At 71.7% G+C, this 23172-nt stretch carries 21 protein-coding genes; 6 read left to right on the top strand and 15 right to left on the bottom strand.

Annotated elements, in window-relative coordinates:
- The first annotated feature begins 259 nt into the window (after positions 1-259).
- From ACZOOI_RS40555 to ACZOOI_RS40545, 3 genes are all read left to right on the top strand, one after another.
- Positions 260-1261: a LacI family DNA-binding transcriptional regulator gene (locus ACZOOI_RS40555; protein ID WP_465281825.1), complete on the top strand. Its 1002-nt coding sequence runs from the start codon at positions 260-262 to the stop codon at positions 1259-1261.
- A gap of 696 nt (positions 1262-1957) precedes the next feature.
- Entirely contained in the window at positions 1958-2635 is a 678-nt protein-coding gene (locus ACZOOI_RS40550; protein WP_465281824.1) for a transglycosylase family protein, read from the top strand.
- A gap of 211 nt (positions 2636-2846) precedes the next feature.
- Positions 2847-3575 carry an SDR family oxidoreductase gene (locus tag ACZOOI_RS40545; RefSeq protein WP_465281823.1) on the top strand — a complete coding sequence of 243 codons (729 nt, stop codon included), beginning with the start codon at positions 2847-2849 and terminating at the stop codon, positions 3573-3575.
- A 233-nt stretch (positions 3576-3808) separates the two neighbouring features.
- Here ACZOOI_RS40545 and ACZOOI_RS40540 read toward each other — a convergent pair whose 3' ends face one another.
- The 3 genes from ACZOOI_RS40540 to ACZOOI_RS40530 are packed head-to-tail and all read right to left on the bottom strand — an operon-like array spanning position 3809 to position 7402.
- On the bottom strand, positions 3809-4594 hold the full coding sequence (locus tag ACZOOI_RS40540) for a 3-oxoacyl-ACP reductase (protein ID WP_465281822.1): 786 nt from the start codon (positions 4592-4594) through the stop codon (positions 3809-3811).
- Complete coding sequence (locus ACZOOI_RS40535) at positions 4595-6022, bottom strand: aldehyde dehydrogenase family protein (protein WP_465281821.1); 1428 nt, start codon at positions 6020-6022, stop codon at positions 4595-4597.
- 12 nt (positions 6023-6034) lie between these two features.
- A complete protein-coding gene (locus tag ACZOOI_RS40530; protein WP_465281820.1) occupies positions 6035-7402 on the bottom strand; it encodes a glutamine synthetase family protein in 1368 nt (455 codons plus the stop codon).
- 83 nt (positions 7403-7485) lie between these two features.
- Here ACZOOI_RS40530 and ACZOOI_RS40525 point away from each other — a divergent pair, with 83 nt between their 5' ends.
- From ACZOOI_RS40525 to ACZOOI_RS40515, 3 genes are all read left to right on the top strand, one after another.
- Positions 7486-8229 carry a FadR/GntR family transcriptional regulator gene (locus ACZOOI_RS40525; RefSeq protein ID WP_465281819.1) on the top strand — a complete coding sequence of 248 codons (744 nt, stop codon included), beginning with the start codon at positions 7486-7488 and terminating at the stop codon, positions 8227-8229.
- A gap of 231 nt (positions 8230-8460) precedes the next feature.
- A complete protein-coding gene (eat, locus tag ACZOOI_RS40520; RefSeq protein ID WP_465281818.1) occupies positions 8461-9924 on the top strand; it encodes an ethanolamine permease in 1464 nt (487 codons plus the stop codon).
- Between the two features lie 122 nt (positions 9925-10046).
- On the top strand, positions 10047-10775 hold the full coding sequence (locus tag ACZOOI_RS40515; protein ID WP_465281817.1) for a gamma-glutamyl-gamma-aminobutyrate hydrolase family protein: 729 nt from the start codon (positions 10047-10049) through the stop codon (positions 10773-10775).
- A gap of 66 nt (positions 10776-10841) precedes the next feature.
- Here the strand turns inward: ACZOOI_RS40515 and hypE are convergent, their stop codons facing one another.
- From hypE to ACZOOI_RS40455, 12 genes are all read right to left on the bottom strand, one after another.
- Positions 10842-11933 carry a hydrogenase expression/formation protein HypE gene (gene hypE / locus ACZOOI_RS40510; protein ID WP_465281816.1) on the bottom strand — a complete coding sequence of 364 codons (1092 nt, stop codon included), beginning with the start codon at positions 11931-11933 and terminating at the stop codon, positions 10842-10844.
- Positions 11926-13053, bottom strand: coding sequence for a hydrogenase formation protein HypD (hypD, locus tag ACZOOI_RS40505; protein WP_465281815.1), 1128 nt, complete (start codon positions 13051-13053; stop codon positions 11926-11928). The genes hypE and hypD overlap by 8 nt, the downstream gene beginning before the upstream one ends.
- Positions 13050-13397: a HypC/HybG/HupF family hydrogenase formation chaperone gene (locus tag ACZOOI_RS40500; RefSeq protein WP_465281814.1), complete on the bottom strand. Its 348-nt coding sequence runs from the start codon at positions 13395-13397 to the stop codon at positions 13050-13052. Before ACZOOI_RS40500 ends, hypD begins: the two co-directional genes overlap by 4 nt.
- A 67-nt stretch (positions 13398-13464) precedes the next feature.
- Positions 13465-15825, bottom strand: a complete 2361-nt coding sequence (gene hypF, locus ACZOOI_RS40495; protein WP_465281813.1) for a carbamoyltransferase HypF — start codon at positions 15823-15825, stop codon at positions 13465-13467.
- The gene (hypB, locus tag ACZOOI_RS40490) at positions 15822-16697 is read right to left on the bottom strand and encodes a hydrogenase nickel incorporation protein HypB (protein WP_465281812.1); all 876 of its coding nucleotides are present in this window, start codon (positions 16695-16697) and stop codon (positions 15822-15824) included. The genes hypF and hypB overlap by 4 nt, the downstream gene beginning before the upstream one ends.
- Positions 16698-16703: 6 nt before the next feature.
- Positions 16704-17093 (bottom strand): hydrogenase maturation nickel metallochaperone HypA/HybF, encoded by a 390-nt coding sequence (locus ACZOOI_RS40485; RefSeq protein WP_465281811.1) that lies wholly within the window; start codon positions 17091-17093, stop codon positions 16704-16706.
- Positions 17094-17354: 261 nt separating this feature from the next.
- On the bottom strand, positions 17355-18032 hold the full coding sequence (locus tag ACZOOI_RS40480) for a hydrogenase maturation protease (protein ID WP_465281810.1): 678 nt from the start codon (positions 18030-18032) through the stop codon (positions 17355-17357).
- Positions 18029-19438 (bottom strand): hypothetical protein, encoded by a 1410-nt coding sequence (locus ACZOOI_RS40475; RefSeq protein ID WP_465281809.1) that lies wholly within the window; start codon positions 19436-19438, stop codon positions 18029-18031. The genes ACZOOI_RS40480 and ACZOOI_RS40475 overlap by 4 nt, the downstream gene beginning before the upstream one ends.
- Entirely contained in the window at positions 19435-20151 is a 717-nt protein-coding gene (locus tag ACZOOI_RS40470) for a DUF6084 family protein (protein ID WP_465281808.1), read from the bottom strand. The genes ACZOOI_RS40475 and ACZOOI_RS40470 overlap by 4 nt, the downstream gene beginning before the upstream one ends.
- A complete protein-coding gene (locus tag ACZOOI_RS40465) occupies positions 20148-20798 on the bottom strand; it encodes a DUF5947 family protein (RefSeq protein WP_465281807.1) in 651 nt (216 codons plus the stop codon). The genes ACZOOI_RS40470 and ACZOOI_RS40465 overlap by 4 nt, the downstream gene beginning before the upstream one ends.
- Positions 20795-21328: a hypothetical protein gene (locus tag ACZOOI_RS40460; RefSeq protein WP_465281806.1), complete on the bottom strand. Its 534-nt coding sequence runs from the start codon at positions 21326-21328 to the stop codon at positions 20795-20797. Before ACZOOI_RS40460 ends, ACZOOI_RS40465 begins: the two co-directional genes overlap by 4 nt.
- Positions 21325-23109 (bottom strand): nickel-dependent hydrogenase large subunit, encoded by a 1785-nt coding sequence (locus tag ACZOOI_RS40455; RefSeq protein WP_465281805.1) that lies wholly within the window; start codon positions 23107-23109, stop codon positions 21325-21327. The genes ACZOOI_RS40460 and ACZOOI_RS40455 overlap by 4 nt, the downstream gene beginning before the upstream one ends.
- Positions 23110-23172 lie beyond the last annotated feature (63 nt).

The following is a 23172-nucleotide window of genomic DNA, read 5'->3' as shown; positions in this document are numbered from 1 at the left end:
GATCACCGGCGTCGCCGGAGGGCCGATCGTGCGGGGCGGCGCTGCGGCATCGGGTGGCACGGGGTGGGATCGCGGTTGTGCGGGTCGCGGGCCCACCGGAGGGTCGCAGGCGTCGAATCGGTGGACGTCGAACCCCGGGTCGGCACGTTGTCGACCGTCGGGCCTCGACGGTCGGAGCCCCGACGACCGAGGCGTCGATCGTCGGGTCCCCCCGACCGACCCGGCCGCCGGCTCCACATCGGGAGAAAGGTGAGCATCAGTGTCCGGTCCCACCCTCGAGGACGTCGCCGCCCGCGCCGGGGTTTCCCGCTCGCTCGTGTCGCTGGTGATGCGTGACTCGCCCAAGGTCGGCGAGGTGCGCCGACAGGCCGTCCTGGCCGCCGCGCGCGAGTTGGGCTACCGCCCCAACCTCAACGCCCGCACCCTGGCCACCGGCAGCAGCAGCACGCTGGGCGTGATGATCTCCGACCTGCACAACCCGTACTTCGCCGAGGTGGTCGACGGCATCGAGGCCGCCGCGCACGCCTGCGGCATGGACATCATCCTGGGCACCGGCGGACGCCGTCCGGCGCACGAGCGCCGCAGCCTGGAACGCCTGCTCCAGTTCCACCCGGCCGGCCTGATCCTGCTGGGCCCGGTCGTGGAGACCTCCGCGATCGAGGAGGCCGCCGCCCAGGTGCCCACGGTGCTGGTGGCCCGCAGCGTACGGGCCGCCCTGGTGGACTCCGTCAACGACGACGGCGCCACCGGCTCGGCGCTGGCCGTCGAGCACCTGGCCGCGCTCGGCCATCGCGACATCGTGCATGTGGACGGCGGCGCCGGCTCGCAGTCCGCGGTCCGCCGCCGCGGCTACGAACAGGCCATGACGCGGCTGGCGTTGAGCCGCCACATGTCCGTCGTGCCGAGCGAGTACACCGACACGGGCGGCGCCCGGGCCGCGCGCGCCCTGCTGGACCGCGACACCCTCCCGACGGCCATCGTCGCGGCCAACGACTTCAACGCGGTCGGCATCATCGGCGAGTTGTCCGCGTCCGGTGTCCGGGTGCCCGGGGATGTCTCCGTGGTCGGCTACGACAACACCCATCTGGCCGGACTGCGGCACATCGGCCTGACCACGATCAACCAGCCGCGCGAGGAGATGGGCCGACTGGCCACGGAAACCCTCCTCCAACGCCTACGCGGCGAACGCGGCAAAGCCGCCCGCCACCTCCTCCATCCGGAACTGGTCATCCGCACCAGCACCGCACCCCCGAGGCCCTAGCGTCCTCGCACGAGATCCCGCGGGAGGTGGCGGTCGGAAAGTCCGCGACCCGGCGGCATTAAATTACTATTATGTGCGGCCGGCCGATACGAAACCGACTGTTGTCGATCCCTCCGAATCGCCGATCGCGCGCGGATGGTACCGGCTGCGCGAAACAACACCCGGAAGAGCCGGGCCGCCGTCGCAAGGAAATCTTCGAGAGACCCTCCGAGGTTTATAGCCGGACCCCGCATTGTTCGGCTCGCGACAAAGTCGCTTTCCTCGAAATCCCTGCTCCGGTGTGGGAGCGACATCCTCGGATGCGGGGTCGGAGGCAGGGTAACGGTCACGGCCGACACCCCTGCGGCGCAATGGAATCACCCGTACGGTCGCCCTCCGAACGGTGCCGCGGCAGCGAATTTGCCGGCCCATGGGAAAGGCACGACACCTGCCCGACACTCGCGAGAAATGCCGCTGTGGCCTGCGAAAACGTAGTCGGTCGTTGATATCGACGACGCGGGTTGTCTAGCGTCTGCGCCAAGTGCAGACCGCACCCCCGTTTTTCGCCGTGCAGATGCGGCCGAACTCGCGACCGAGTCGCGAGGTGGAGGCAACGAAACGCTCGTCACAAGCATCCGGGCGATTCGGATGACCGGAACGGATTCCTCGCGGATCGCCGCCGGTCGAGCCCCACAGGGGGAATTCCGAAGGGAATCCATGCTTTCTCACAGCACCACGCACCGTGACGAATCGCACCGAGCCGGCAGCCGACGCCGGCTGCGCACCTCGGCCGTCGTCGGGGTCGTCGCGACCTCACTCGTCGGCTTCGTCGCGGTGGGCCAGGCCCGGGCCGCGGACGATGCCACCTGGGACCGGGTCGCGCACTGCGAGAGCGGCGGCAACTGGACCACCGACACCGGCAACGGCTACCACGGTGGACTGCAGTTCAAAGAGAGCACCTGGAAGGCCAACGGCGGCAGGGGCCGCGCGCAGGACGCACCCAAGGCGGAGCAGATCCGCGTCGCCGAGAACGTACTGCGATCACAGGGGGCGGGCGCCTGGCCCGTCTGCGGACGCAAGGCCGGTCTGGCCGGTGCCGACCCCGCCCGGCGCGCCGAGCGCTCGACGAACGACCGGTCCGGGCGGCCTGCGAAGGCCGCCACACCCGATCGGCCGGCTTCCGACCCCCGCGAGCAACCCGCCTCCTCCCCGGAGCAGTTCCCGCTGCCCGCGAACGCCGACGAGATCGTCGTCCGGCCCGGCGACACCCTGTCCGGCATCGCCGCCGCACACCACCTCCCCGACGGTTGGCAGGCCCTGTACGCCAAGAACCGGGCAACGGTGGGCCCGAACCCCGACCTGATCCACCCCGGCCAACGCCTGTCGCTGCGCTGACCCGCGACACCACGCGGGGGAGGTCGGGGCCGGCCCCGACCTCCCCGCCGGCCGGCGAGACCCGGCCATGAACAGGATTCATGCCAACGGTAGAAAACAAGACTTGGACTCATGACGTCCCCTCGGGCGAGGGTGGTGACCTCGGCCGCGGCGCACCAGCGCACTCTCCGCGGTCGATCCATCGGCTCCCTCGTTGCAAAGGTGTTCCGTCATGCCCACATCCGCCGCCTCGCTCGCCGACCGCCGCATCGTTGTCGTGGGCGCCGGCTCGCACACCGGCCGCCTCCTCGCCCGGGACGTGTCCGCCGCCGGGGCCCACGTGATCCTGGCCGGCCCCGACCCGCGCAAGCTGGAGTGGACCGCCGGCGAACTCGGCGGCTCGGTCGACGTGGTACCGGTCGACCTCGCCGACGAGGACTCGATCGCCGGACTCGCCGCCAAGGTCGGCCGCTTCGACCATCTCGTGTCCACCGCGGCGCGGCCCGCCAACGGCGCCCTCGCCGAACTGGAACTCGCAGCCGTCCAGGGCGCGTTCGCGGCCAAGGTGATCGGCCCGCTGCTGCTCGCCAAGCACCTGGCGGCGCAGGTCGAGCCGGGCGGCTCGTTCACCTTCTTCTCGGGTGTGGCCGCGTGGCGCCCCGCGCCCGCGCGCACCGTGATGGCCACCACCAACGGCGCCTTGGCGTTCCTGGTCCAGGCCCTGGCGGTGGAGATCGCGCCGGTCCGGGTCAACGCCGTCTCGCCCGGCATCGTCGACACCGGTTCGTGGGACGGCCTCGGCGCCGACAAGGACGCGTTCCTGCGCGGCGTCGCGGAGCGCAATCCGGCCCGCCGGGTGGGCACCCCCGACGACCTGATCCGGGCGGTGCTGTTCGCCATCGCCAACCCCTACGTCACCGGCACCGTCCTGCACGTCGACGGCGGCGGTCGCCTGGTCTGAGCAAACGGCAAACGGCAAACGGCGGACGACGGACGACAGATGGCCGACAACCGACGACCGCCGATCTCCAACCGGCCTCCTCCGCGCCGCACCACCCCGCCCCCGGACCGCCGCCGGCCCGTCGCGCAGGCGATGCACGACGGGCCGGCGGCGGGACCCGCGATCACGGCGACGTGTACCGGACCGCGGGGTTCGGTGCCCGGCCCGCGGCGCATCCACGGGCCGGGCACCGGCTACATCGGGGTGACGTACGCCCCCGCGATACCGCCGTCCACCAGGAATTCGGCGGCGTTGACGAACGACGAGTCGTCGCTGGCCAGGAAGGCGACCGCGGCCGCGAGTTCCTCGGGTTCGGCGAAGCGGCCGACCGGGATGTGCACGAGCCGGCGGGCCGCCCGCTCCGGGTCCTTGGCGAACAGTTCCTTGAGCAGCGGCGTGTTCACCGGGCCCGGGCACAGCGCGTTGACCCGGATGCCCTCGCGGGCGAACTGCACGCCCAGTTCCCGTGACATCGCGAGCACGCCGCCCTTGGACGCGGTGTAGGAGATCTGCGAGGTCGCCGCGCCCATCACCGCCACGAACGACGCGGTGTTGATGATCGAGCCCCTGCCCTGCCGCTGCATGTACGGCAACGCGGCCTTGCAGCACAGGAAGACCGAGGTGAGGTTGACCTCCTGGACCCGGCGCCACGCGTCCAACCCGGTGGTCAGGATCGAGTCGTCGTCGGGCGGCGAGATGCCCGCGTTGTTGAACGCGACGTCGACCGACCCGTAGGTGTCGAACGCGGTCTTGAACAGCGCCTCGACCTGGTCGGCGTCGGTGACGTCGACCCGCACGAAGAGTCCGCCGACCTCTTCGGCGGCGGCCTTGCCGGATGCTTCGTCGATGTCGGCGCACACCACGTTCGCGCCTTCGGAGGCCAGTCGCCGGGCGGAGGCCAGGCCGATACCGCTGCCCGCTCCCGTGACGACGGCGGTACGGCCGACCAGGCGGCGGCACACGGGGGTCTGCTCGGTCACTTAACTCTCCTCGGTGCTGGTGGACTCGGTGCTGATGAACACGTTCTTGATCTCGGTGAAGGCCGCCAGTGCGTCCGGTCCCAACTCGCGCCCCAGCCCGGACTGCCCGAACCCGCCGAACGGGGTCGAATAGCGCACGCTGCTGTGCGAGTTGACGGACAGGTTCCCGGCCCGCACCGCCCGCGAGACGCGCAGCGCGCGACCCACGTCCCGAGTCCACAACGACCCGGACAGGCCGTACGCGGTGGCGTTGGCCAGCCGGATCGCATCGGCTTCGTCGTCGAACGGCAGGACCACCGCGACCGGGCCGAAGATCTCCTCCACGGCCGTGCGGTCCTCGGCGGAGTCGGGCGTGAGGACCGTCGCCGGATACCAGAAGCCCTTGCCGGTGGGCGCGTCCCCGCGGATCGCGGCGGGCGCGTCCTGCGGTACGTAGGAGCGCACCCGCTCGCGATGCGCGGCGGAGATCAGCGGGCCCATCTGCGTGTCGGGATCCCTGGGGTCACCGACCCGGAAGGCCCGCACCGCCGGTTCGAGCAGGTCCATGAAGCGGTGGTAGACGCCGCGCTGCACCAGGATGCGGGTGCGCGCGCAGCAGTCCTGTCCGGTGTTGTCCAGGAACGCGCCCGGCGCGGCGGCCGCAGCGGCCTCGATGTCGGCGTCGGCGAAGACGATGTTCGCGCTCTTCCCGCCCAGTTCGAGGGTCACCCGCTTCACCCCGGCGGCGCACCTGGCCATGATGTCCTTGCCCACCGCGGTGGAGCCGGTGAAGACCACCTTGGCCACGCCGGGGTGTTCCACCAGGGCCCGTCCGGCGACCGGGCCGGCGCCCGGCACTACCTGGAACAGTCCCTCGGGCAGGCCGGCGGCCAGGCCCAGTTCGGCCAGGCGCAGTGCGGTCAGCGGGGTGGTCTCGGCAGGCTTGAGCACAACCGCGTTGCCGGCCGCGAGCGCGGGCGCCAGGCCCCACGCGGCGATCGGCATCGGGAAGTTCCAGGGTGCGATCACCGCGACCACGCCGAGCGGTTCGTGGAAGGTGATGTCCAGGCCGCCGGCCACCGGGATCTGCCGGCCGGTCAGTCGCTCGACGCCGCCGGCGGCGTAGTCGAGCAGGTCGCGGACGTTGCCCGCCTCCCAGCGGGCGTTGCCGATCGGGTGGCCGGCCTCGCGCACCTCCAGGCGGGCGAGTTCCTCCAGGTGCTCGTCCACGACGACGGCGAAGCGGCGCAGGATGCGGGCCCGGTCGCCGGGGGCGCAGGCCGCCCAGTGCGCGGCGGCGCGGGTGGCCCGGGCCACCGCGGCGTCGACGTCGTGCGCCGAACTCGCCCGGATGGTCGCGACGACCTCCTCGGTGGCGGGGTCGAGGATGTCGTGCTCGTGCGGGCCGTCCGGGTCGGGTCGGCCGTGTTGTTCGTGTTGCTGGGACAACGCCTTGATTCCTTACATGCGCTCGAAGGAGCGGAAGCGCTCCCAGTCGGTGACTGCCGTGTCGTACGCGTCCTGTTCGACCTGCGCCATGTGCAGGTAGTGGGCCACCACCTCGGCGCCGAAGGCGTCCTCGGCGATCTTCGAGGCGGCCCACAGTTCGGCGGCCTCGCGCAGCGTGCCGGGCACATGCGGCGCGTCGCCGGTGTAGGCGTTGCCGGTGCAGGCGTCGCCGGGTTCGAGTTCGTGCTCGATCCCGTACAGGCCGGCCGCGATCATCCCGGCGACCGCGAGGTAGGGGTTCACGTCGCCGCCGGGCAGGCGGTTCTCGAAGCGGTGCGAGTGACCGCGTCCGATCACCCGCAGCGCACAGGTCCGGTTGTCCGGGCCCCAGGCAACCGCGGTCGGCGCGAAGGAGCCGGGCCGAAAGCGCTTGTACGAGTTGATGTTGGGCGCGTACAGCAGGGTGAACTCGCGCATCGCGGCGAGTTGCCCGGCCAGGAAGTGCCGCATCGTCTTCGACATCCCGTACTCACCGCTGTCGTCGGCCAGCACCGGCCGGCCGTCGGTGTCGCGCAGGGACAGGTGGATGTGGCACGAGTTGCCCTCGCGCTCGTCGTACTTGGCCATGAAGGTGAGCGACATGCCCTCCTGCGCGGCGATCTCCTTGGCTCCGGTCTTGTAGACGCTGTGCTGGTCGCATGTGGTCAGCGCGTCGTCGTAGCGGAAGGCGATCTCGTGCTGGCCGAGGTTGCACTCGCCCTTGGCCGACTCCACCGTCATCCCGGCCGCACCCATCTCGTTGCGGATCCGGCGCAACAGCGGTTCGACCCGGCCGGTGCCCAGCACCGAGTAGTCGACGTTGTACTGGTTGGCGGGTGTCATGCCGCGGTAGGCGCGGTCCCAGCCGGCCTCGTAGGTGTCCTTGAAGACGATGAACTCGAGTTCGGTGCCGGCGTGCGCGGTCCAGCCGTGCTCGGCGAGTCGGTCGAGTTGACGGCGCAGGATCTGTCGCGGCGAGGCCGCGACCGGGGAGCCGTCGTGCCACAGCAGGTCCGCGGTGAGCTGCGCGGTGCCGGGATGCCAGGGGGTGCGCCGCAGGGTGGCCGGGTCGGGGCGCATCACGAAGTCACCGTATCCGCGTTCCCAGGACGACATCGCGTAGCCGGCCACCGTGTTCATGTCGGTGTCCACGGCGAGCAGGTAGTTGCACCCCTCGGTGCCGTGGGCGAGCGTGTCGTCCAGGAAGAAGCGGGCGGCGAAGCGTTTGCCCTGGAGCCTGCCCTGCATGTCGGTGAAGGCCAGGACTACCGTGTCGATCTCCCCGGAGTCGACGAGTGCGCGCAGCTCGTCGACGGACAGCGGGGGCGTTCGGTCTGCCAAGGGAATGCCTCCTGTCGGTCCAACCGGAAGCCATAAGGTATGGCCACGAACCATTGATTGGGAAGAGCCGGAGGGGAGGGATCGTGGACGAGCGATCCGGGCCGGAGCCGAGGGACGGGCTGTCACCGCTGCTGCGGCCGGTGCGGGCGGGCAACGGCTTCGAGGAGGCGTTGGAGCAGATCCTCCAGGTCATCCGGCTGGGACTGGTCTCCGACGGCGGCCGACTGCCCGCCGAACGCGATCTCGCCGATCGGCTGGGGGTCAGCCGGGTGACCCTGCGCGAGGTGCTCAAGGTGTTGGCCGATCAGGGCATCGTGGAGAGCCGCCGGGGTCGCTACGGCGGCACGTTCGTGCGCGAGCGCCCCGGGCCGGTGGGCGACGGCTCGGCCGCCGAGCTGCGCCGCCGGATCGCGAAGGTGGACGTGGAGGACACGCTGCGCTTTCGCGAGGTGCTGGAGGTGGGCGCGGCCGGGCTGTGCGCGGCCCAGGGCCTGGACGAGGCCCAGGCCGCACGGTTGCGGGCGGCGCTGGCGCAGACCCGGGACGCGCCGCTGGCCGAGTACCGGCGCCGGGACACGCTGCTGCATCTGACGTTGGCGCAGTTGTGCGGCTCGCCGACCCTGGCCGGCCAGTACGCGGCGGTCCGGGCCACGGTGAACGACCTGCTGGACTGCATTCCGCTGCTGGTGCGCAACCTGGAGCACTCGCAGCACCAGCACACCGTGCTGGTCGAGGCGATCCTGGACGGTGATCCGGACGCGGCGGCCGAGGTGATGCGCGAGCACTGCGCCGGAACCGCCGCGCTGCTGCGCGGATTTCTCGCCTGAACCTCCCGCGCGCCCCGGCGCCGGCCGCGCAAATCCCCCGCCCGGCCGGCGCCGTTCTCCGGTCCGAGCCGCGTCGATTTCCGGCCCGAGCCACGGCGATTTCGCACCCGCCTCGACCCGCCCGCCGAAAAGACATCCGCGCCGGGGCCTTGCGCTGCATCGACCCGAAGGGCAAAGGTATGCGCTCGAACCAATAATTCCCCCTCCCCTCCCTCCCGTCAGGAGTGGCTCGTGGCCGACGACATCCAAGCGCGCACGAAGCAGGGCAGCGGCGGCGCGTCCGCCGAGGCGGAGGACTATCTGGAGAAGCGGGCCCTGCGCCGGGGCAGCGCGGGCTGGTTGCTGCTGACCGGTCTGGGCGTGGCCTACGTCGTCTCGGGCGACTTCTCCGGCTGGAACTTCGGCCTGGCCGAGGCCGGCTTCGGCGGTCTGGCGATCGCCGCCGCGCTGATGGGCCTGATGTACACGTGCATGGTGTTCTCGCTCGCGGAACTGTCCTCGATCCTGCCCGCCGCCGGCGGCGGCTACGGCTTCGCCCGTCGCGCGCTGGGCACCTGGGGCGGCTTCCTGACCGGCACCGCGATCCTGATCGAGTACGTGCTCGCGCCCGCCGCGATCGTCATCTTCATCGGCGACTACGTCGAATCGCTGAACCTGTTCGGCCTGACCTCGTCCTGGCCGGTCTACCTCGCCTGTTTCGTCGTCTTCATCGGCATCCACCTGTGGGGTGTCGGCGAGGCGCTGCGGTTCAGCTTCGTGGTCACCGGGATCGCGGTCGCCGCACTGCTGATCTTCGCGATCGGCGCGTTCACCGAGTTCGACGGCGGCGGGCTGAACGACATCCCGGTGGACCACGACGCGCTCGGCGCCAACTCCTGGCTCCCGTTCGGCCTGCTGGGCATCTGGTCCGCCTTCCCGTTCGGGATGTGGTTCTTCCTGGGCGTGGAGGGGGTGCCGCTGGCCGCCGAGGAGACCAGGGACCCGGCCCGCACGCTGCCCAAGGCGATGGGCCTGTCGATCGGCGTGCTGCTGCTCCTGGCCGTGCTCACCTTCCTGGCCGCGACCGGTGCACACGGCTCGAACGCGGTACAGGAGGCGGGCAATCCGCTGGTGACCGCGCTCCAGGGCGACGGCGACCCGACCCCGCTGAGCCGCTTCGTGAACTACGCCGGCCTGGCCGGGCTGGTCGCCTCGTTCTTCTCGCTGATCTATGCCGGATCCCGGCAGCTGTTCGCCCTGTCCCGGGCCGGCTACCTGCCCCGCTTCCTGTCCCTGACCAGCCGCCGCAAGGCCCCCTACCTCGGTCTGCTGGTGCCCGGCGCACTCGGCTTCGCCCTGGCCGCGTGGAGCGGCGACGGCGCCCGGATGCTGAACATCGCGGTGTTCGGGGCGACCATCTCCTACGCGCTGATGTCGCTGTCGCACATCGTGCTGCGCCGCCGCGAGCCCGACCTGCCCCGGCCGTACCGCACCCCGGGCGGCATCGCCACCTCCTCGGTGGCCTTCGTGCTGGCCTGCTCCGCGCTGGCCGCGACGTTCCTGGTGGACAAGCGGGCCGCGTTCATCGCACTGGGTGTGTACGCCATCGCCCTGGCCTATTTCGCCCTGTACAGCCGGCATCATCTGGTGGCCAACGCACCCGAGGAGGAATTCGCCGCACTCGCCGCGGCCGAGGCCGAACTCGCCCGGGACTGACCACCCGCACCGGCCGTCATCACACTCCGTCCACCGCCGCCATCCCGAGGCGGCGACCCCCGAGCTGCAATCCCCGCGCAGCAGATCCGAAGCCGCAATCCCCAGGAACCGAGCGACCCTTCATGCCCAAGCCACTGATCGGCATCAGCACCTATCACGAGGAATCCGCGCAGTGGGGAGTGTGGCATCTGCCCGCCGTACTGCTCCCCCTCGACTATCCGACCCACATCCAACGCGCCGGCGGTCTGGCGGTGCTGCTGCCTCCGGACGCCCCGGAGGCGGCGGCCGAAACGGTGGCCCGGCTGGACGCCGTGGTCATCGCGGGCGGTCCGGACGTACGGCCCGCCCGCTACGGCGCCGAGCCGCACGCCCGGACCGGGCCCCCGAACGAGGCCCGGGACGCGTGGGAGAGTGCGTTGATCGAGGCTGCGCTGGCCTTTGACACACCGCTCCTGGCGATCTGCCGCGGCATGCAACTGCTGAACGTGGTGCTGGGCGGCACGCTGATCCAACACGTGCCGGACGTGGTCGGCCACGGCGGGCACACCGGCCCGGCCGGAAAACTGGCCGCGCACGTCGTCGCGCCGATCCCCGGCACGCTGTTCGCCTCGCTCGGCGCCGAGCCGTACGAGGTGCCGACCTACCACCATCAGGCGGTGGACCGGCTCGGTCGCGGCCTGGTGCCGAGCGCCCGGGCCGAGGACGGCCTCATCGAGGCAGTGGAACTGCCCGGCGAGACCTTCGCGCTGGGGGTCCAGTGGCACCCCGAGGCCGGCACCGACCAGCGGCTGGCGCACGCGTTGATCGCCGCGGCCCGTCGGCCGCGGCTGGTACCTGCCCCGTCCGCCTGAGGTTCGTGCGCGACGGCCGCAGCCGGCCCCGATCGCGGCCGTCGCGCGACGATCCCACGGCACCGCTCAGCAGATCCTGGGCAGTTGCTCGCCGATCGGCATGTCCAACACGCGGGTGCCGCCCAGGCCGGTGCGCGCCACCACCATCCCCGGATGCGCCTCGACGCACTCTCCGATCACCGCCGCCCCGACGCCCAGCGGATGCGCACGCATCGCCGCGAGCACCGCGTCGGCGTGCTCGCGCGGCACGAACGCGACCAGCTTGCCCTCGTTGGCCACATACAGCGGATCCAGGCCCAGGATCGCGCAGGCGTTGGCCACCTGGGGCGGCACCGGGACATCGCGTTCGGCGATCGTCACGCCGACCCCGGCCGCGGTGGCGATCTCGTTGAGTGCGGCCCCCAGGCCGCCCCGGGTGGGATCCCGCAGCACGTGCAGGTCCGGCGTGACCGCCAACATGGCCTCGACCAGCCCACCCAGCGCGGCGCAGTCGCTGCGGATCTCGGTGTCGAATTCCAGGCCCTCACGCACACTCATCACGGCCACGCCGTGGACGCCGATGTCGCCGCTGACGATCACCACGTCGCCCGGTGCGGCGCGCTGCGGTCGGATGTCGACGCCGGCCGGGACCAGGCCGATCCCGGCGGTGTTGAGGTAGATGCCGTCCCCGTGCCCGGCCTCGACCACCTTGGTGTCGCCGGTGGCGATCTCGACGCCGGCGGCGCGGGCCGCGTCGCCGAGCGCGCGGGCGACCCGGGCGACGATCGACGTCTCGACGCCCTCCTCCAGGATGAAGCCGACGGACAGATATGCCGCCCTGGCGCCGCTCATGGCCAGGTCGTTCACCGTCCCGTTGACCGCGAGCTCGCCGATGCCGCCGCCGGGGAAGAACAGTGGACGGACCACGAACGAGTCGGTGGAAAAGGCCAGTCGAACCCCGCCGAGGGTGACCACCGCGGAGTCGGCGAGACCGGCCAGCAGGGGTCCCCCGAACGCGGGCGCGAAGACGTGCTCGACGAGTTCGGCGGACAGCGCGCCGCCCCCGCCGTGCCCGGTCACGATCCGCGGATGGTCGCGCAAGGGGGCCGGGCAGGTCCACCCGGAGAAGTCCGGCGCGGCGGGCACGGCGACCGGGGCCAGGTCGGTGAGCTCAGACAACGGGGGTCGCCTCCCGAGGCGCGGTGGGAGCGGCGTCGAGCCGGCGGTAGAGGTAGTAGGCGGCGCACGCGCCCTCGCTGGAGACCATCGTGGCGCCGAGCGGATTGCGCGGGGTGCAGGTGGTGCCGAACGCCGCGCACTCGTTGGGCTTGAGCAGGCCCTGCAACACCTCGCCGCTGCGGCACTCGGCCGGTTCCAGGGTGGTGATCCCGGTCACGTCGAAGCGGTACTCGGCGTCGTGGTCGCGGTAGCGCGGAGACAACCGCCACCCGCTGTCCGGGATGACCCCGATGCCGCGCCAGGCCCGGTCGGTCACCTCGAACACATCGGCCAGCATGGCCTTGGCGGCGGGATTGCCCTCGGTCCGCACCGCCCGCGCGTACGCGTTGTCCACGGTGTGCTCGCCACGCTCCAATTGGTGGACCGTGCGCCGGATGCCCTCCAGGATGTCCAACGGCTCGAAGCCGGTGACCACGATCGGCACCCGATGGCGCTCGGCCAGGTCCGGATACTCGTCGACACCCATCACGCTGCACACGTGGCCGGCCGCCAGGAAGCCCTGCACCCGGCAGTCCGGCGACTGCATGATCGCCTCGATCGCCGGCGGCACCCGCACGTGCGAGACCAGCAGGCTGAAGTTGCGGATGCCCTGCCGCCTGGCCTGATACACCGTCATCGCGTTGGGCGGCGCGGTGGTTTCGAAGCCGATGCCGAAGAACACCACCTCGCGGTCCGGGTTGTCCCGGGCGATCGCGAGCGCGTCCAACGGCGAGTAGACCACCCGCACGTCGCCGCCCTCGCTGCGCACCCGGAACAGGTCGCGGTCGGTGCCCGGCACCCGCAACATGTCGCCGAACGAGCAGAAGATCACCCCGGGTCGGGCCGCGATCGCCAACGCCTTGTCGATCACCTCCAGCGGGGTCACGCACACCGGACAGCCCGGCCCGTGGATCAACTCAACCCCGGAAGGCAGGAGTTGGTCGATACCGTGCCGGATGATGGTGTGCGTCTGCCCGCCGCAGACCTCCATGATCGACCAGGGCCGGGTCACCGTGGCCCGGATCTCGTCCAGCAGTCGGCGACCGACCTCCGGATTCCGGAACTCCTCCAGGTACTTCACCGACGGGCCTCCTTCGGAACGCCGTTGTGATTCGGGTCGGGGACGACCACCGGCTCCGGCCGGACGAACTCCCCGGCGGCCGCTCCGGCCGCCTCCCAGGGGTCTGCGAACTCCTCCTGGAGCAACCCCATTTCGTCGAACAGAGCAAGCGTGCGCAGGGCCGACTCCTCGTCCAGTCGTTGCAGCGCGAAACCCACGTGCACGATGGCGTACTCGCCGACGCTCAGGTCGGGGACGTACTCCAGGCACACCTCCTTGACCACGCCGCCGAAGTCGACGAGGCCCATCCGGGTTCCGTCCCGATCCTCGATGTGCGTCACTCTGCCGGGCACCGCCAGGCACATGGCTCTCTCCTCGTCATCCGACAACGACCGCGGTACGTCGGTCGTCGACCTCGTGTCGGGCGAACGTTCACACGTGGGCCGGATCACCGGGCACCGGCCGACCGGCCCCGACCAGCACCTGGCCCAGCGCCAGCCCGCCGTCGTTCGGTGGCACCCGGCGATGGCGCAGCACGGTGAAATCCCGTTCGCGCAACGCCCGTCCGCAGCCCGAGGACAGGATCGCGTTGGCGAACACGCCGCCGGTGAGCACGACCGGCGTGGGCCCGAACCGCTCCCGCGCGTGTTCGGCCACCGCGACCACCAGGTCGACGACCGCGTGGTGAAAGCGCGCCGCGAGCAGTTCCGGCTCGCTCCCGGCCCGCAGGTCGGCGATCGCCGCCGCGAACACCGGGCCGGGGTCGGCGATCAGCGGATCCTCGTCGCCGTCCCCCGCAAGCAGCCCGAACGTGTACCCCGGGACCGGTCCCGGGCGCCGAACGGCCGCGCCCTCCAGCTCGATCGCCGCCTGCGCCTCGTAACCGGCCACGTGACAGACGCCGATCAGCGACGCGTACGCGTCGAAGAGCCGGCCCATGCTGGAGGTAGGCACGCAGTTCAGGTCGCGTTCGAGCTGGCGCGCCAACACCCGGCGTTCCTCGTCCGATCCGGCCCGCACGCACGGCAGGTCGTCCGCCCACTCGATGCCCGCGGCGTGCAGGTGGGCCAGCGCCATCCGGTACGGGCGGGCCACCGCCGCGTCGCCCCCGGCCAGCGGCGCGTAGCGCAGGTGCGCCACCCGCCGGTAGCCGGCGTAGTCGGCGAGCAGGAACTCCCCGCCCCAGATGGCACCGTCGTCCCCGTAGCCGGTCCCGTCGAAGGCGACGCCCAGCACCGGCGCGGCGCCGGGCAATCCGTGTTCGGCCATCGCGGCGGCGATGTGCGCGTGGTGGTGCTGGACCAGCCGCACGGGTCGCCGGGCCGCGGTGCGCCGAGCCCAGCCGGTGGACCGATAGCCCGGGTGGCGATCGGCGACCAGTACTTCGGGACGCACGCCGGTGACCGTGCCCAGGTGCTCCGTCGCGTGTTCGAACGCACGCTGCGTGGCCAGGTCGTCCATGTCGCCGACATGCCCGGACAACCACGCCTCGTGGCCCTCGGCCAGCGCGAACGTGTTCTTCAGGTCCCCGCCGACGGCGAGCGTCGCGGGCACCGCCACCGGCAGCCGGATCGGCATCGGAGCCCAGCCCCGGGAACGCCGGACGAACAGCGATTCGCCGTCCACGACCCGCACCACCGAGTCGTCCAGCGGCACCCGGATCGCCCGATCGTGGGTGAGCCAGCCGTCGGCGAGCGGCGCGAGCCGGGTCAACGCCTCGGCGTCGTCGGTCACGATCGGCTCGCCGGCCGCATTGCCGCTGGTGAGCACGAGCAGGCGCGGCCCGGGCCGATCGTCGAGCAACCCCAGGAGCAGGTGGTGCAGGGGCGTGTACGGCAACATGAAGCCCAGGTCGGGGCAGCGCGGGGCGATCGCCTCCGGCAGCGCGGACCCGGGCGCCCGGCGGCGCCGGAGCAGCACGATCGGTCGGGCGGCGCCGGTGAGCAACTCCCGCTCCTCGTCCCCGATCGCGGCATGCGGCTCGATCTCGGCGAGGCTACGGGCCAGCAGCGCGAACGGTTTGTCGCCGCGCCCCTTGCGCTCGCGCAGCCGCAATACCGCGTCCTCGTCGGCCGCATCGCACGCCAGGTGGTAGCCGCCGATGCCCTTGACCGCCAGGATCGCCCCCTCCGCGAGCATCCGGCGGGCCTCGTCCAACGTGCCGAAGCCGATCGGCGCCCCGTCCGCGCCGACCAGGGAGAGCCGGGGCCCGCAGGCGTGGCACGCGATGGGTTGTGCGTGGAAGCGCCGGTTGCTCGGATCGGTGTACTCCCGGGCGCAGTCCGCGCACATCGGGAAATCGGCCATCGTGGTGTGCGCGCGGTCGTAGGGCAGTGCGGTGACGATGGTGAAGCGTGGGCCGCAGTCGGTGCACGTGATGAACGGATGCAGGTGGCGGCGATCGCTGGGGTCCGCCAGCTCGGCCAGGCAGGGCGCGCACGTGGCGACGTCCGGTGGGATCTGCGTACGCGGCGCGGCGCCCGGCTCCGGCGGTGCGGATGCCACGATCGCGAATCCGGTGTCACCGCCGATCTCGAGTTCCTCGTGGGTGATCGACTCGACCGAGGCCAGCGCGGGCGCGTCGGTGTCGATCCGGCGGCAGAAGGCGGCCACCTCGGTCGACCGGCCCTCGACCTCCACCAGCACGCCCGCACCGGTGTTGGTGACATGGCCGGCCAGACCCAGCTCGGTGGCCAACGTGTAGACGAACGGCCGGAAGCCCACGCCCTGCACGGTGCCCCGCACGGTGATCCGGCGCCGCTGTGCGACGTCGGCCTGCCCCTCGGCGGTCACGACGGCTCCCCCGCCGGCGCGGGCCACCGGTCGAACCCGTGGTCGTCCGCGTGCGCGCGAGCGAGGTGCTCGTGCCCCTGCCCGTGCTGGTGCTCGTACGGGTGGGTGTGCTCATCCCCGTTTCGGTGGCCGCGGTCCGGCGATCCACCCGAATGCCCGTGCCCGTGTTCGTGCCCATTCGCCGCGTGCCGCGCCATGACCGGCGTGTGCACCGCGCCCCCGTCGAGCACCGCGAGCGCCCGTGCCAGCAGACCACCCACACCACGACCGGTCCTGGCCGACGTGAACAGCACCTCGACTCCGGGGTTGACCCGCCGGACGTTCGCCAGGAACGCGGGTTCGTCGAACTCCACCGCCTCGGCGAGGTCGGTCTTGGTCACCACCACCAGGTTCGCCAGGCCGAACGCTGACGGATACTTTAGCGGCTTGTCCTCCCCCTCGGTCACCGACGCGAGCGCGACCCGCAGGCTCTCGCCCAGGTCGTAGGAGGCCGGGCAGACCAGGTTGCCGACGTTCTCCACGAACAACAGCCGGGTCCGCGTCGGCAGCCAGCCGGTGAGCTGCCCGCGCAACATCGCGGCTTCCAGGTGGCACAACCCGTCGGTGAGGACCTGCTTGACCGGCGCGCCCGCCCGGGCCAGCCGCGTGGCGTCGTTGTCGGTGGCCAGGTCGGCGGTCAACGCCGCGACCGGGACACCGCGTTCGCCGGCCAGGCGCAGTTCGGCCTCCAGCAGCGCGGTCTTGCCGCTGCCGGGGCTCGACAGCAGGTTGATCGCGATCACCCCGCGTGCGGCCAGTTCGGCGCGCAGTTCGCTCGCGCCGCGATCGTTGTGGGCGAGTACGGCCTGCCGCAACTCGTCGACTCGGCACATGACGGATCAACCCTCCTGAATGGCCTCGGCGTATCCGACGTCCTCGACCGGGTCGGCCCAGCACACGTCGAGGATCTGCAACTCGCGTCCGCACAGCAGTTCGGCTGTCGCTCCCGCGCACGTCGGACAGCACAGGTCCGGCGGGACGCCCACCGCCCACTCCACCGCGCACGCCGCGCAGCGGGCCCGACCGGCGACGATCTCCATCACCAACTCGGCATCGCACAGCACCGTTTCGGCACGCGCGACCTCGAAGGCGAAGGCCAGGGCGTCGGGGACCACACCGGCGAGTTCGCCCACCCGCAGCCGCACGCTCAACGCCGCGCGCTCGCCGGTGCGCGTGGCCGCCGCCTCGACCTGTTCGACGACGGCCATCGCAATCGACATCTCGTGCATCGGCCCTCCGCCGGTTCGCCGGTCCCGCGCTTCGACCCACCGGCTCGGCCGACCCGAGCCCGGGGCTCCATTACAGGCTCGGCCGGCGATGCGTCCCGGCACCCACGCCGTGGCCGACGCCCGGCGTACCCCATTCGCCGCAACCCGGTGAGGCCGGCCAGGTACCGCGCGGGCCGGCCTACATGGCGCGCATCCGCAGATAGCGCTGGATGTCGGCCCGATTCACGAGCACGGCCAGCCCCGCCATGAGCACTCCGCCGATCAGGATCCTTCGCATACCGGCACCTCTCCGGAATCGGAACCGCGCACCGCGTCCACGGCGGCGGGTCGTGCGTCGACCGGGCCCGGCGCGTCCGAGGCACCGACTCGCCCGTCGACCGTTTGTTCGGTTGCCTGCCCGGCCGGGCGGTCGATCTCGCGCTCGGCCGGTGCCTGGTGCCGCAGCACCCGCAGGATCAGCGCGACCGCCTCGTCCACGGCGGCCGCCACGGGCGGACTGAGCCCCACCCGCTCGTCCAGGTCGGCCGGTTCGCAGCCGACCACCAGCACCCGGCGCGGTGGTGTACCACCGGTGCCCGCGCTCAACGTGCCCAGCAGGGCGAGCACCGCGTCGGGCCCCATCCGGTGGCCGTCCAGCAGCGCCGACTCCGGCTCCACCGACCCCGGTACGGCGGCCTCGATCAGGTAGACCGTGCCCGGTTCGCCGCCGCGTGCGGTGGCATCCACCAGGATCAACGTGTCGTAGCCTTCCAGGAGTTGGTAGGCCAGATGCACACCACGCACCCCGAAGTCGACCACCTCGGCGCCGGCCGGCAGCGAGTGTGCGGCGATCCTGCCGACCGTCTCCACCCCGAATCCGTCGTCGCCGAGGAAGATGTTGCCGACTCCGGCGACGAGCACGCGCTCGACGCCGTCGGTCGGCAGACCGCGGCCGGTCATGCGTCCTCCGCGAGGGTGAGCTCGTCGGGTCGGAAGTACAGGAACCGACCCTGTGCCCGCCGGATGTCCGCGCCGGGGTCGTCCGCCACGGTCACCGCGACGTGCACCGCGCCGTCGACGTCGTGCAGCACCGCCTCGACCACCGCGTCCCGGCCGTGCAGGAACAGGTCCTGGGCATCGGTGCGGCGCAATCCCGGCCGCAATCGCACCCGACTGCCCGCCCCGACCGAACGCCCGTCCACCGGAACCCGATCCGAACCGGGATCGAACCCGGCGTCGCTCGCCGGATCCCACCAGGGCCGCTCGCCGCCCGACCCGAACGGATCGGCCGCGCCGGGTTCGACCAGGGTCGTCGGCGCACTGGGCCCGCTGCTCCCGCGCAGCGCCCGTACCGCGCCGTGCAGCCGGTCCCACACCTCCGGGGGCAGCGAGTCGACCAGATCCACCGCGGCGCCCGCGCGAATGTCGGTGCCGCGGGCCTCGCGCTTCTCCCGCTCGGTCAGCGCCGACGTGCGCAGCGCGAGAATCTCGTCGATCTCGGTCGCGTCGTAGAGCGCGCCCGGGCTCTCCGGAGCCACCTGCGGGTGGTCCTCCAGGATGATCGGCGAGGACAACACCACGTCGTCCCGCTCCCCGACCAGCACCGGCCAGGTCCGCAGATTGACACACGTCGCCGCGGCGGCGCCCGCCCACTCCGGCGGATCGGTCATCGACAGGAACGACCCGGCGTCCACCCCGAGCAGCACGTGCGCCGACACCAGCGCGTACGGCAGTGCCGCGTCCCGGTCGGCGCCCGGATCCGGCGTCCATCCGGCGGTGTTCGCCACCTCGACGGTGAGTTTGAGGGTGCGGTACGGGCCGGGGATCTCGGCGGTCCGCAGCCGGATCACTCCCTCCGCCCGGGCCCGCCTGCGGACCAACCGGCCCAGCACCCGGCCGTCGAGTTCGACCGTCTCGCTCTCCTCGTGCTCGGCCCGCTCGAACGGAACGACCAGCCCGTCACCGGCCAACTCGGCTACGGGAACCGCGAGTTCGACCCGTTCCTCGACGCCCTCGTCCCACGGCACGAGCACCCGATCGGGCAGCTCCAACGCGTCCACACCGGTGAATCCCCCGTCGGGACCGATCTGTTGCACCGTGCGTCGTTGCGCGTGCAGGAAGCGCAGCTCGACCGAGAGGTTCGCACCGTCCCGTGGTTCGATCAGGCACTCGGTCCGCTGGTCGTGGTGTTCGCCGCTGCTCTGCCCCCAGGCCGGGGGCACCAGGACGCCGAACTGCCAGCGCATCCGGTTCTTGGCGGCCGAGGCCCGGTACGGGTAGAGCACGTAGCCCTCGAACAGTACGGCGTCGGCGATCTGCCGAGCGGCGGCGAACCGCTCCTCGGTGGCGAGTCCGGACGGTGTCATCGCACGATCTCCTCGGTGTCGCCGCTGCGATCCGGCGTGCGGTGGCGGCCGGCCGCCACGCCGAGGATGCGCTCGGACGCGGAGTCGGGTTCGGTCGCCGCCAGCAGGGCCCGCATCGTGGCCTCCCAGGAGGGCAGCGCATGCCGGGACCGGTAGGCGAGCAACGCGTCCATGTCCTCGCGCGGCAGGCGCAGCCAGCCGCAGCCGGGGAAGTGCTGCTCGATCATCTCCTGCCACACGGCCACCGGCATGCGGCATACGGCCTCCTTGTGCCAGGGCACCGGTTCGACCCGGAATCCGCCCGGGCCGATGAACGCGGTTCCGGAGAAGAGCATCAGCAGCGGCGCCTCGCCCTCGCCCAAGGCATGGAAGTAGCGGGAGGAGGCGATGTCCATGTCGTAGGTGCACGGCACCGCCAGGTCCACCTCGGTCTCCCCGGTGAAGCCCGGCACGGTCAACGCCACCTGGGCGAACCGGATCGGGTGCAGCGTGCCGCCCCAGCGGGATCGTTCGCCGAACAGCACGTCCAGCCGGTCGCCCTCGGCCGCGCCGTAGCGGCGCCGGGCCGGCTCGATCCGCAGTTGCACGTGCAGCGCGAGCGCGTGCACCCGGGCCTGCTCGGCGGCGGTGATCCGCAGCCGGAAGACCAGGGTGGGGCCCGCCGCGTAGCCGTCCGCACGCACCCCGACGCAGGAGAAGTCCAACTCGGTCACGCCAGTTCGTCCCTTCCGGGCACACGAGCCCGCGAGCGCACGTCGGCGAAGAACGCGGCCAGGTCGGCGCGCGCCTCGGCGCCGCCGTCGAAGCCCTGCCAGTGCAGTCGCATCCGGCCCACCAGCGCGTAGCAGACGTCGACCGGAACCAGGAAACACTCGCTCGCCCCGTCGGTGCGCCGCAGCAGCAGCGCCTCGACGTCGGCCTGCAGCAGTCGGGCGAGCCGACTCTCGCCGAGCACCGCCTGCCACAGCTGCGGATCCAGATCGCTTTCGGTGGCGCCGGCCGGGCTGGGGTAGAAGGCGATCAGCCGGTCCGCCGCGGCGTTGCGCAGGAAGAACGCCATGCCGACCGGGATCTGCAGGGCCTCCCACGCGCCGTCGTCCAGGGTGTGTTCGGGGTCGACGAGGTAGCGCTCGGGCACGGCCCGATAGCGACCGCCGGCCGCACCGCGCTGCTCGAACAACATGGCGCAGCCGCGGCACGCGCAGGCCAGGACCCGGGCGTCGGTGTCGACGAGGTGGCGGTGTCCCGGACCGACCTCCTGGGCGCACAACTCGCAGCGTTCCGGCTGCGGTCCGGCCGGGCGGCGGAATCGGCGCAGCCCGGCCGCCGGCCGGGTACGCGTCGGGGGTGGCGCGCTCACCGCGCGGCCCGAGCCGGGTCGGCCGGTCGCACGCCGATCTGGAGCAGCGCGGGTTCCGCGGGCGCGGCCGGGACCTCCTCGATCTCGACCCGCTCGATCTCGGGTGCGTAGCCGGCCAGGACCCCCTCGACGGCCTCCCGCACACCGTCGGTGCTCGTGTTCGCGCATCCGCAGCCGCCGCTCGCGGCGGTGATCCGCAGTCGTACGCTCCGCGCGTGCTCGTCGTAGTCGAGCAGTTCGGCGCGGTGTTCCGGGTGGGCCGCGAGAGCGCGGGCGACCCGTGTGGGCACGTCGTCCGGATGCAGGTCGTGCAGGACCAGCAGCCCGGTGACCAGTTCGTCGTCGAGCACGGCGCGCCGGTCCGCGTCGGCGTCGCGCAACAGCGCGGCCAGGCGGGCCAGGCCGGCGCCGTAGAAGTCCATCAGGGCGCGTACCAGTTCCTCGGCGGCGGCCCGGCCGGCCGGGTCACCGCTCTCGGCCAGGCGGGTGAGGATCTCCTCGACCCGCAGTCCGGTCTGTTCGGCGTTCATCCGCTCAGCCCGCTCAGGCCGGTGGGCACGTGCAGCTTCTGCAGGGTCTTGCCGTCGCCGAGGTACATGTGCACGCCGCACGGCAGGCAGGGGTCGAAGCTGCGCACGGCCCGCATGATGTCGATGCCCTTGAAGTTCTCCGGGGAGTTCTCCTCGAAGATCGGCGTGTTCTGCACCGCGTCCTCGTAGGGCCCGGGGGTGCCCAGGGTGTCGCGGACGCTGGCATTCCACGGAGTGGGCGGGTACGGGTGGTAGTTGGCGATCTTCCCGTCCCGGATCACCATGTGGTGCGAGAGCACGCCGCGCACGGCCTCGGTGAAGCCGACGCCGACCGCCTCGTCGGGCACCTCGAACTTCTCCCACGTCTTGGTCCGGCCCGAACGCACCTCGTCGAGTGCCTTCTCGGCGAAGTGCACCGCCATGGCGGCCATGTACGCCTGGAAGTAGGTGCGGGCGCGGTTGCGCTCCAGGGCGTTGCTCCACTGCGGGATCTTCCACTCGAAGGTGGTCTCCGGCTTGGTCATCGACTTGGGCAGGTTGATCACCACGCTGTGCCCGGTGGCTTTGACGAAGCCGGTGTCGACCAGTCCGTTGAGCGCGGTGGACCACAGCCGGGCGAGCGGGCCGCCGCCGGTGTCCAGGGCCAGGTAGTCGGTGCCGTCGAACCAGCGCGGCGACATCACCCAGCTGTAGTTGTTCTCGAAGTCTCGCTTCTGCGGTGCGGGGATGGTGTGCTGGTTCCACGGGTGGCGCGGGTCGACCGGGTTGCCCAGCGGGTCGTGCGTGACGAAGAGCTCCTGGCCCTCCCAGTCCTGGTAATAGGAGCTGCCGAGCAGGATCCGGATGCCCAGGTTGATCTCGGTCAGGTCGTTGGTGATCAGTTTGCCGTCCACCACGATGCCGGGGCTGACGTACATCCGCCGGCCCCAGTCGGTCATGTTGCGATAGGTGAAGTCGCAGTGGTCGGGGTCGTTGAGCGCGCCCCAGCAGCCGAGCAACACCCGCCGTCGGCCGACCTCCTCGTAGCCCGGCAGGGCCGTGTAGAAGAAGTCGAAGAGGTCGTCGTGCAGCGGCACCACGCGCTTCATGAACTCGACGTAGCGCATCAGTCGGGACAGGTAGTCGGTGAACAACTGAACCGAGGCGACCGTGCCCACGCCGCCCGGGTAGAGCGTGGAGGGGTGCACGTGCCGGCCCTCCATCAGGCAGAACATCTCCCGGGTGTAGCGGCTGACCGCCAGCGCCTCGCGGTAGAACTCACCCTCGATCGGGTTGAGCGAGCGCATGATGTCGGCGATGGTGCGGTAGCCGTGTTCCGCGGCGTGCGGGGCCTCGGTGCGTTCGGCCAGATCCAGCACGCCGGGGTTGGTCTCGCGGACCATGCGCTCGCAGTAGTCCACCCCGACCAGGTTCTCCTGGAAGATGTTGTGGTCGAACATGTACTCGGCGGCTTCACCGAGGTTGATGATCCACTCGGCCAGGTGCGGCGGCTTGACGCCGTAGGCCATGTTCTGCGCGTAGACCGAGCAGGTGGCGTGGTTGTCGCCGCAGATACCGCAGATCCGGCTGGTGATGAAGTGCGCGTCGCGGGGGTCCTTGCCGCGCATGAACACGCTGTAGCCGCGGAAGACCGACGAGGTGCTGTAGCACTCGGCGACCCGTTTCTGCTTGAAGTCGATCCTGGTGTGGATGCCCAGGCTGCCCACGATCCGGGTGATCGGATCCCAGGACATCTCGGTGAGGCCGCTGCCGTCGCCGGCCACTTTGGTCGAGGGTGCCATCGTGTGTCGTGCCCTTCTGCGGTGTGGGACGGGACGGCGGCACGCTCGGGGTCGGCCGCGGGG

It is taken from the genome of Embleya sp. L77, assembly GCF_055557415.1.
Note: the sequence above shows the minus strand (reverse complement) of the source record. Positions and strands in the feature narration are given on the sequence as shown.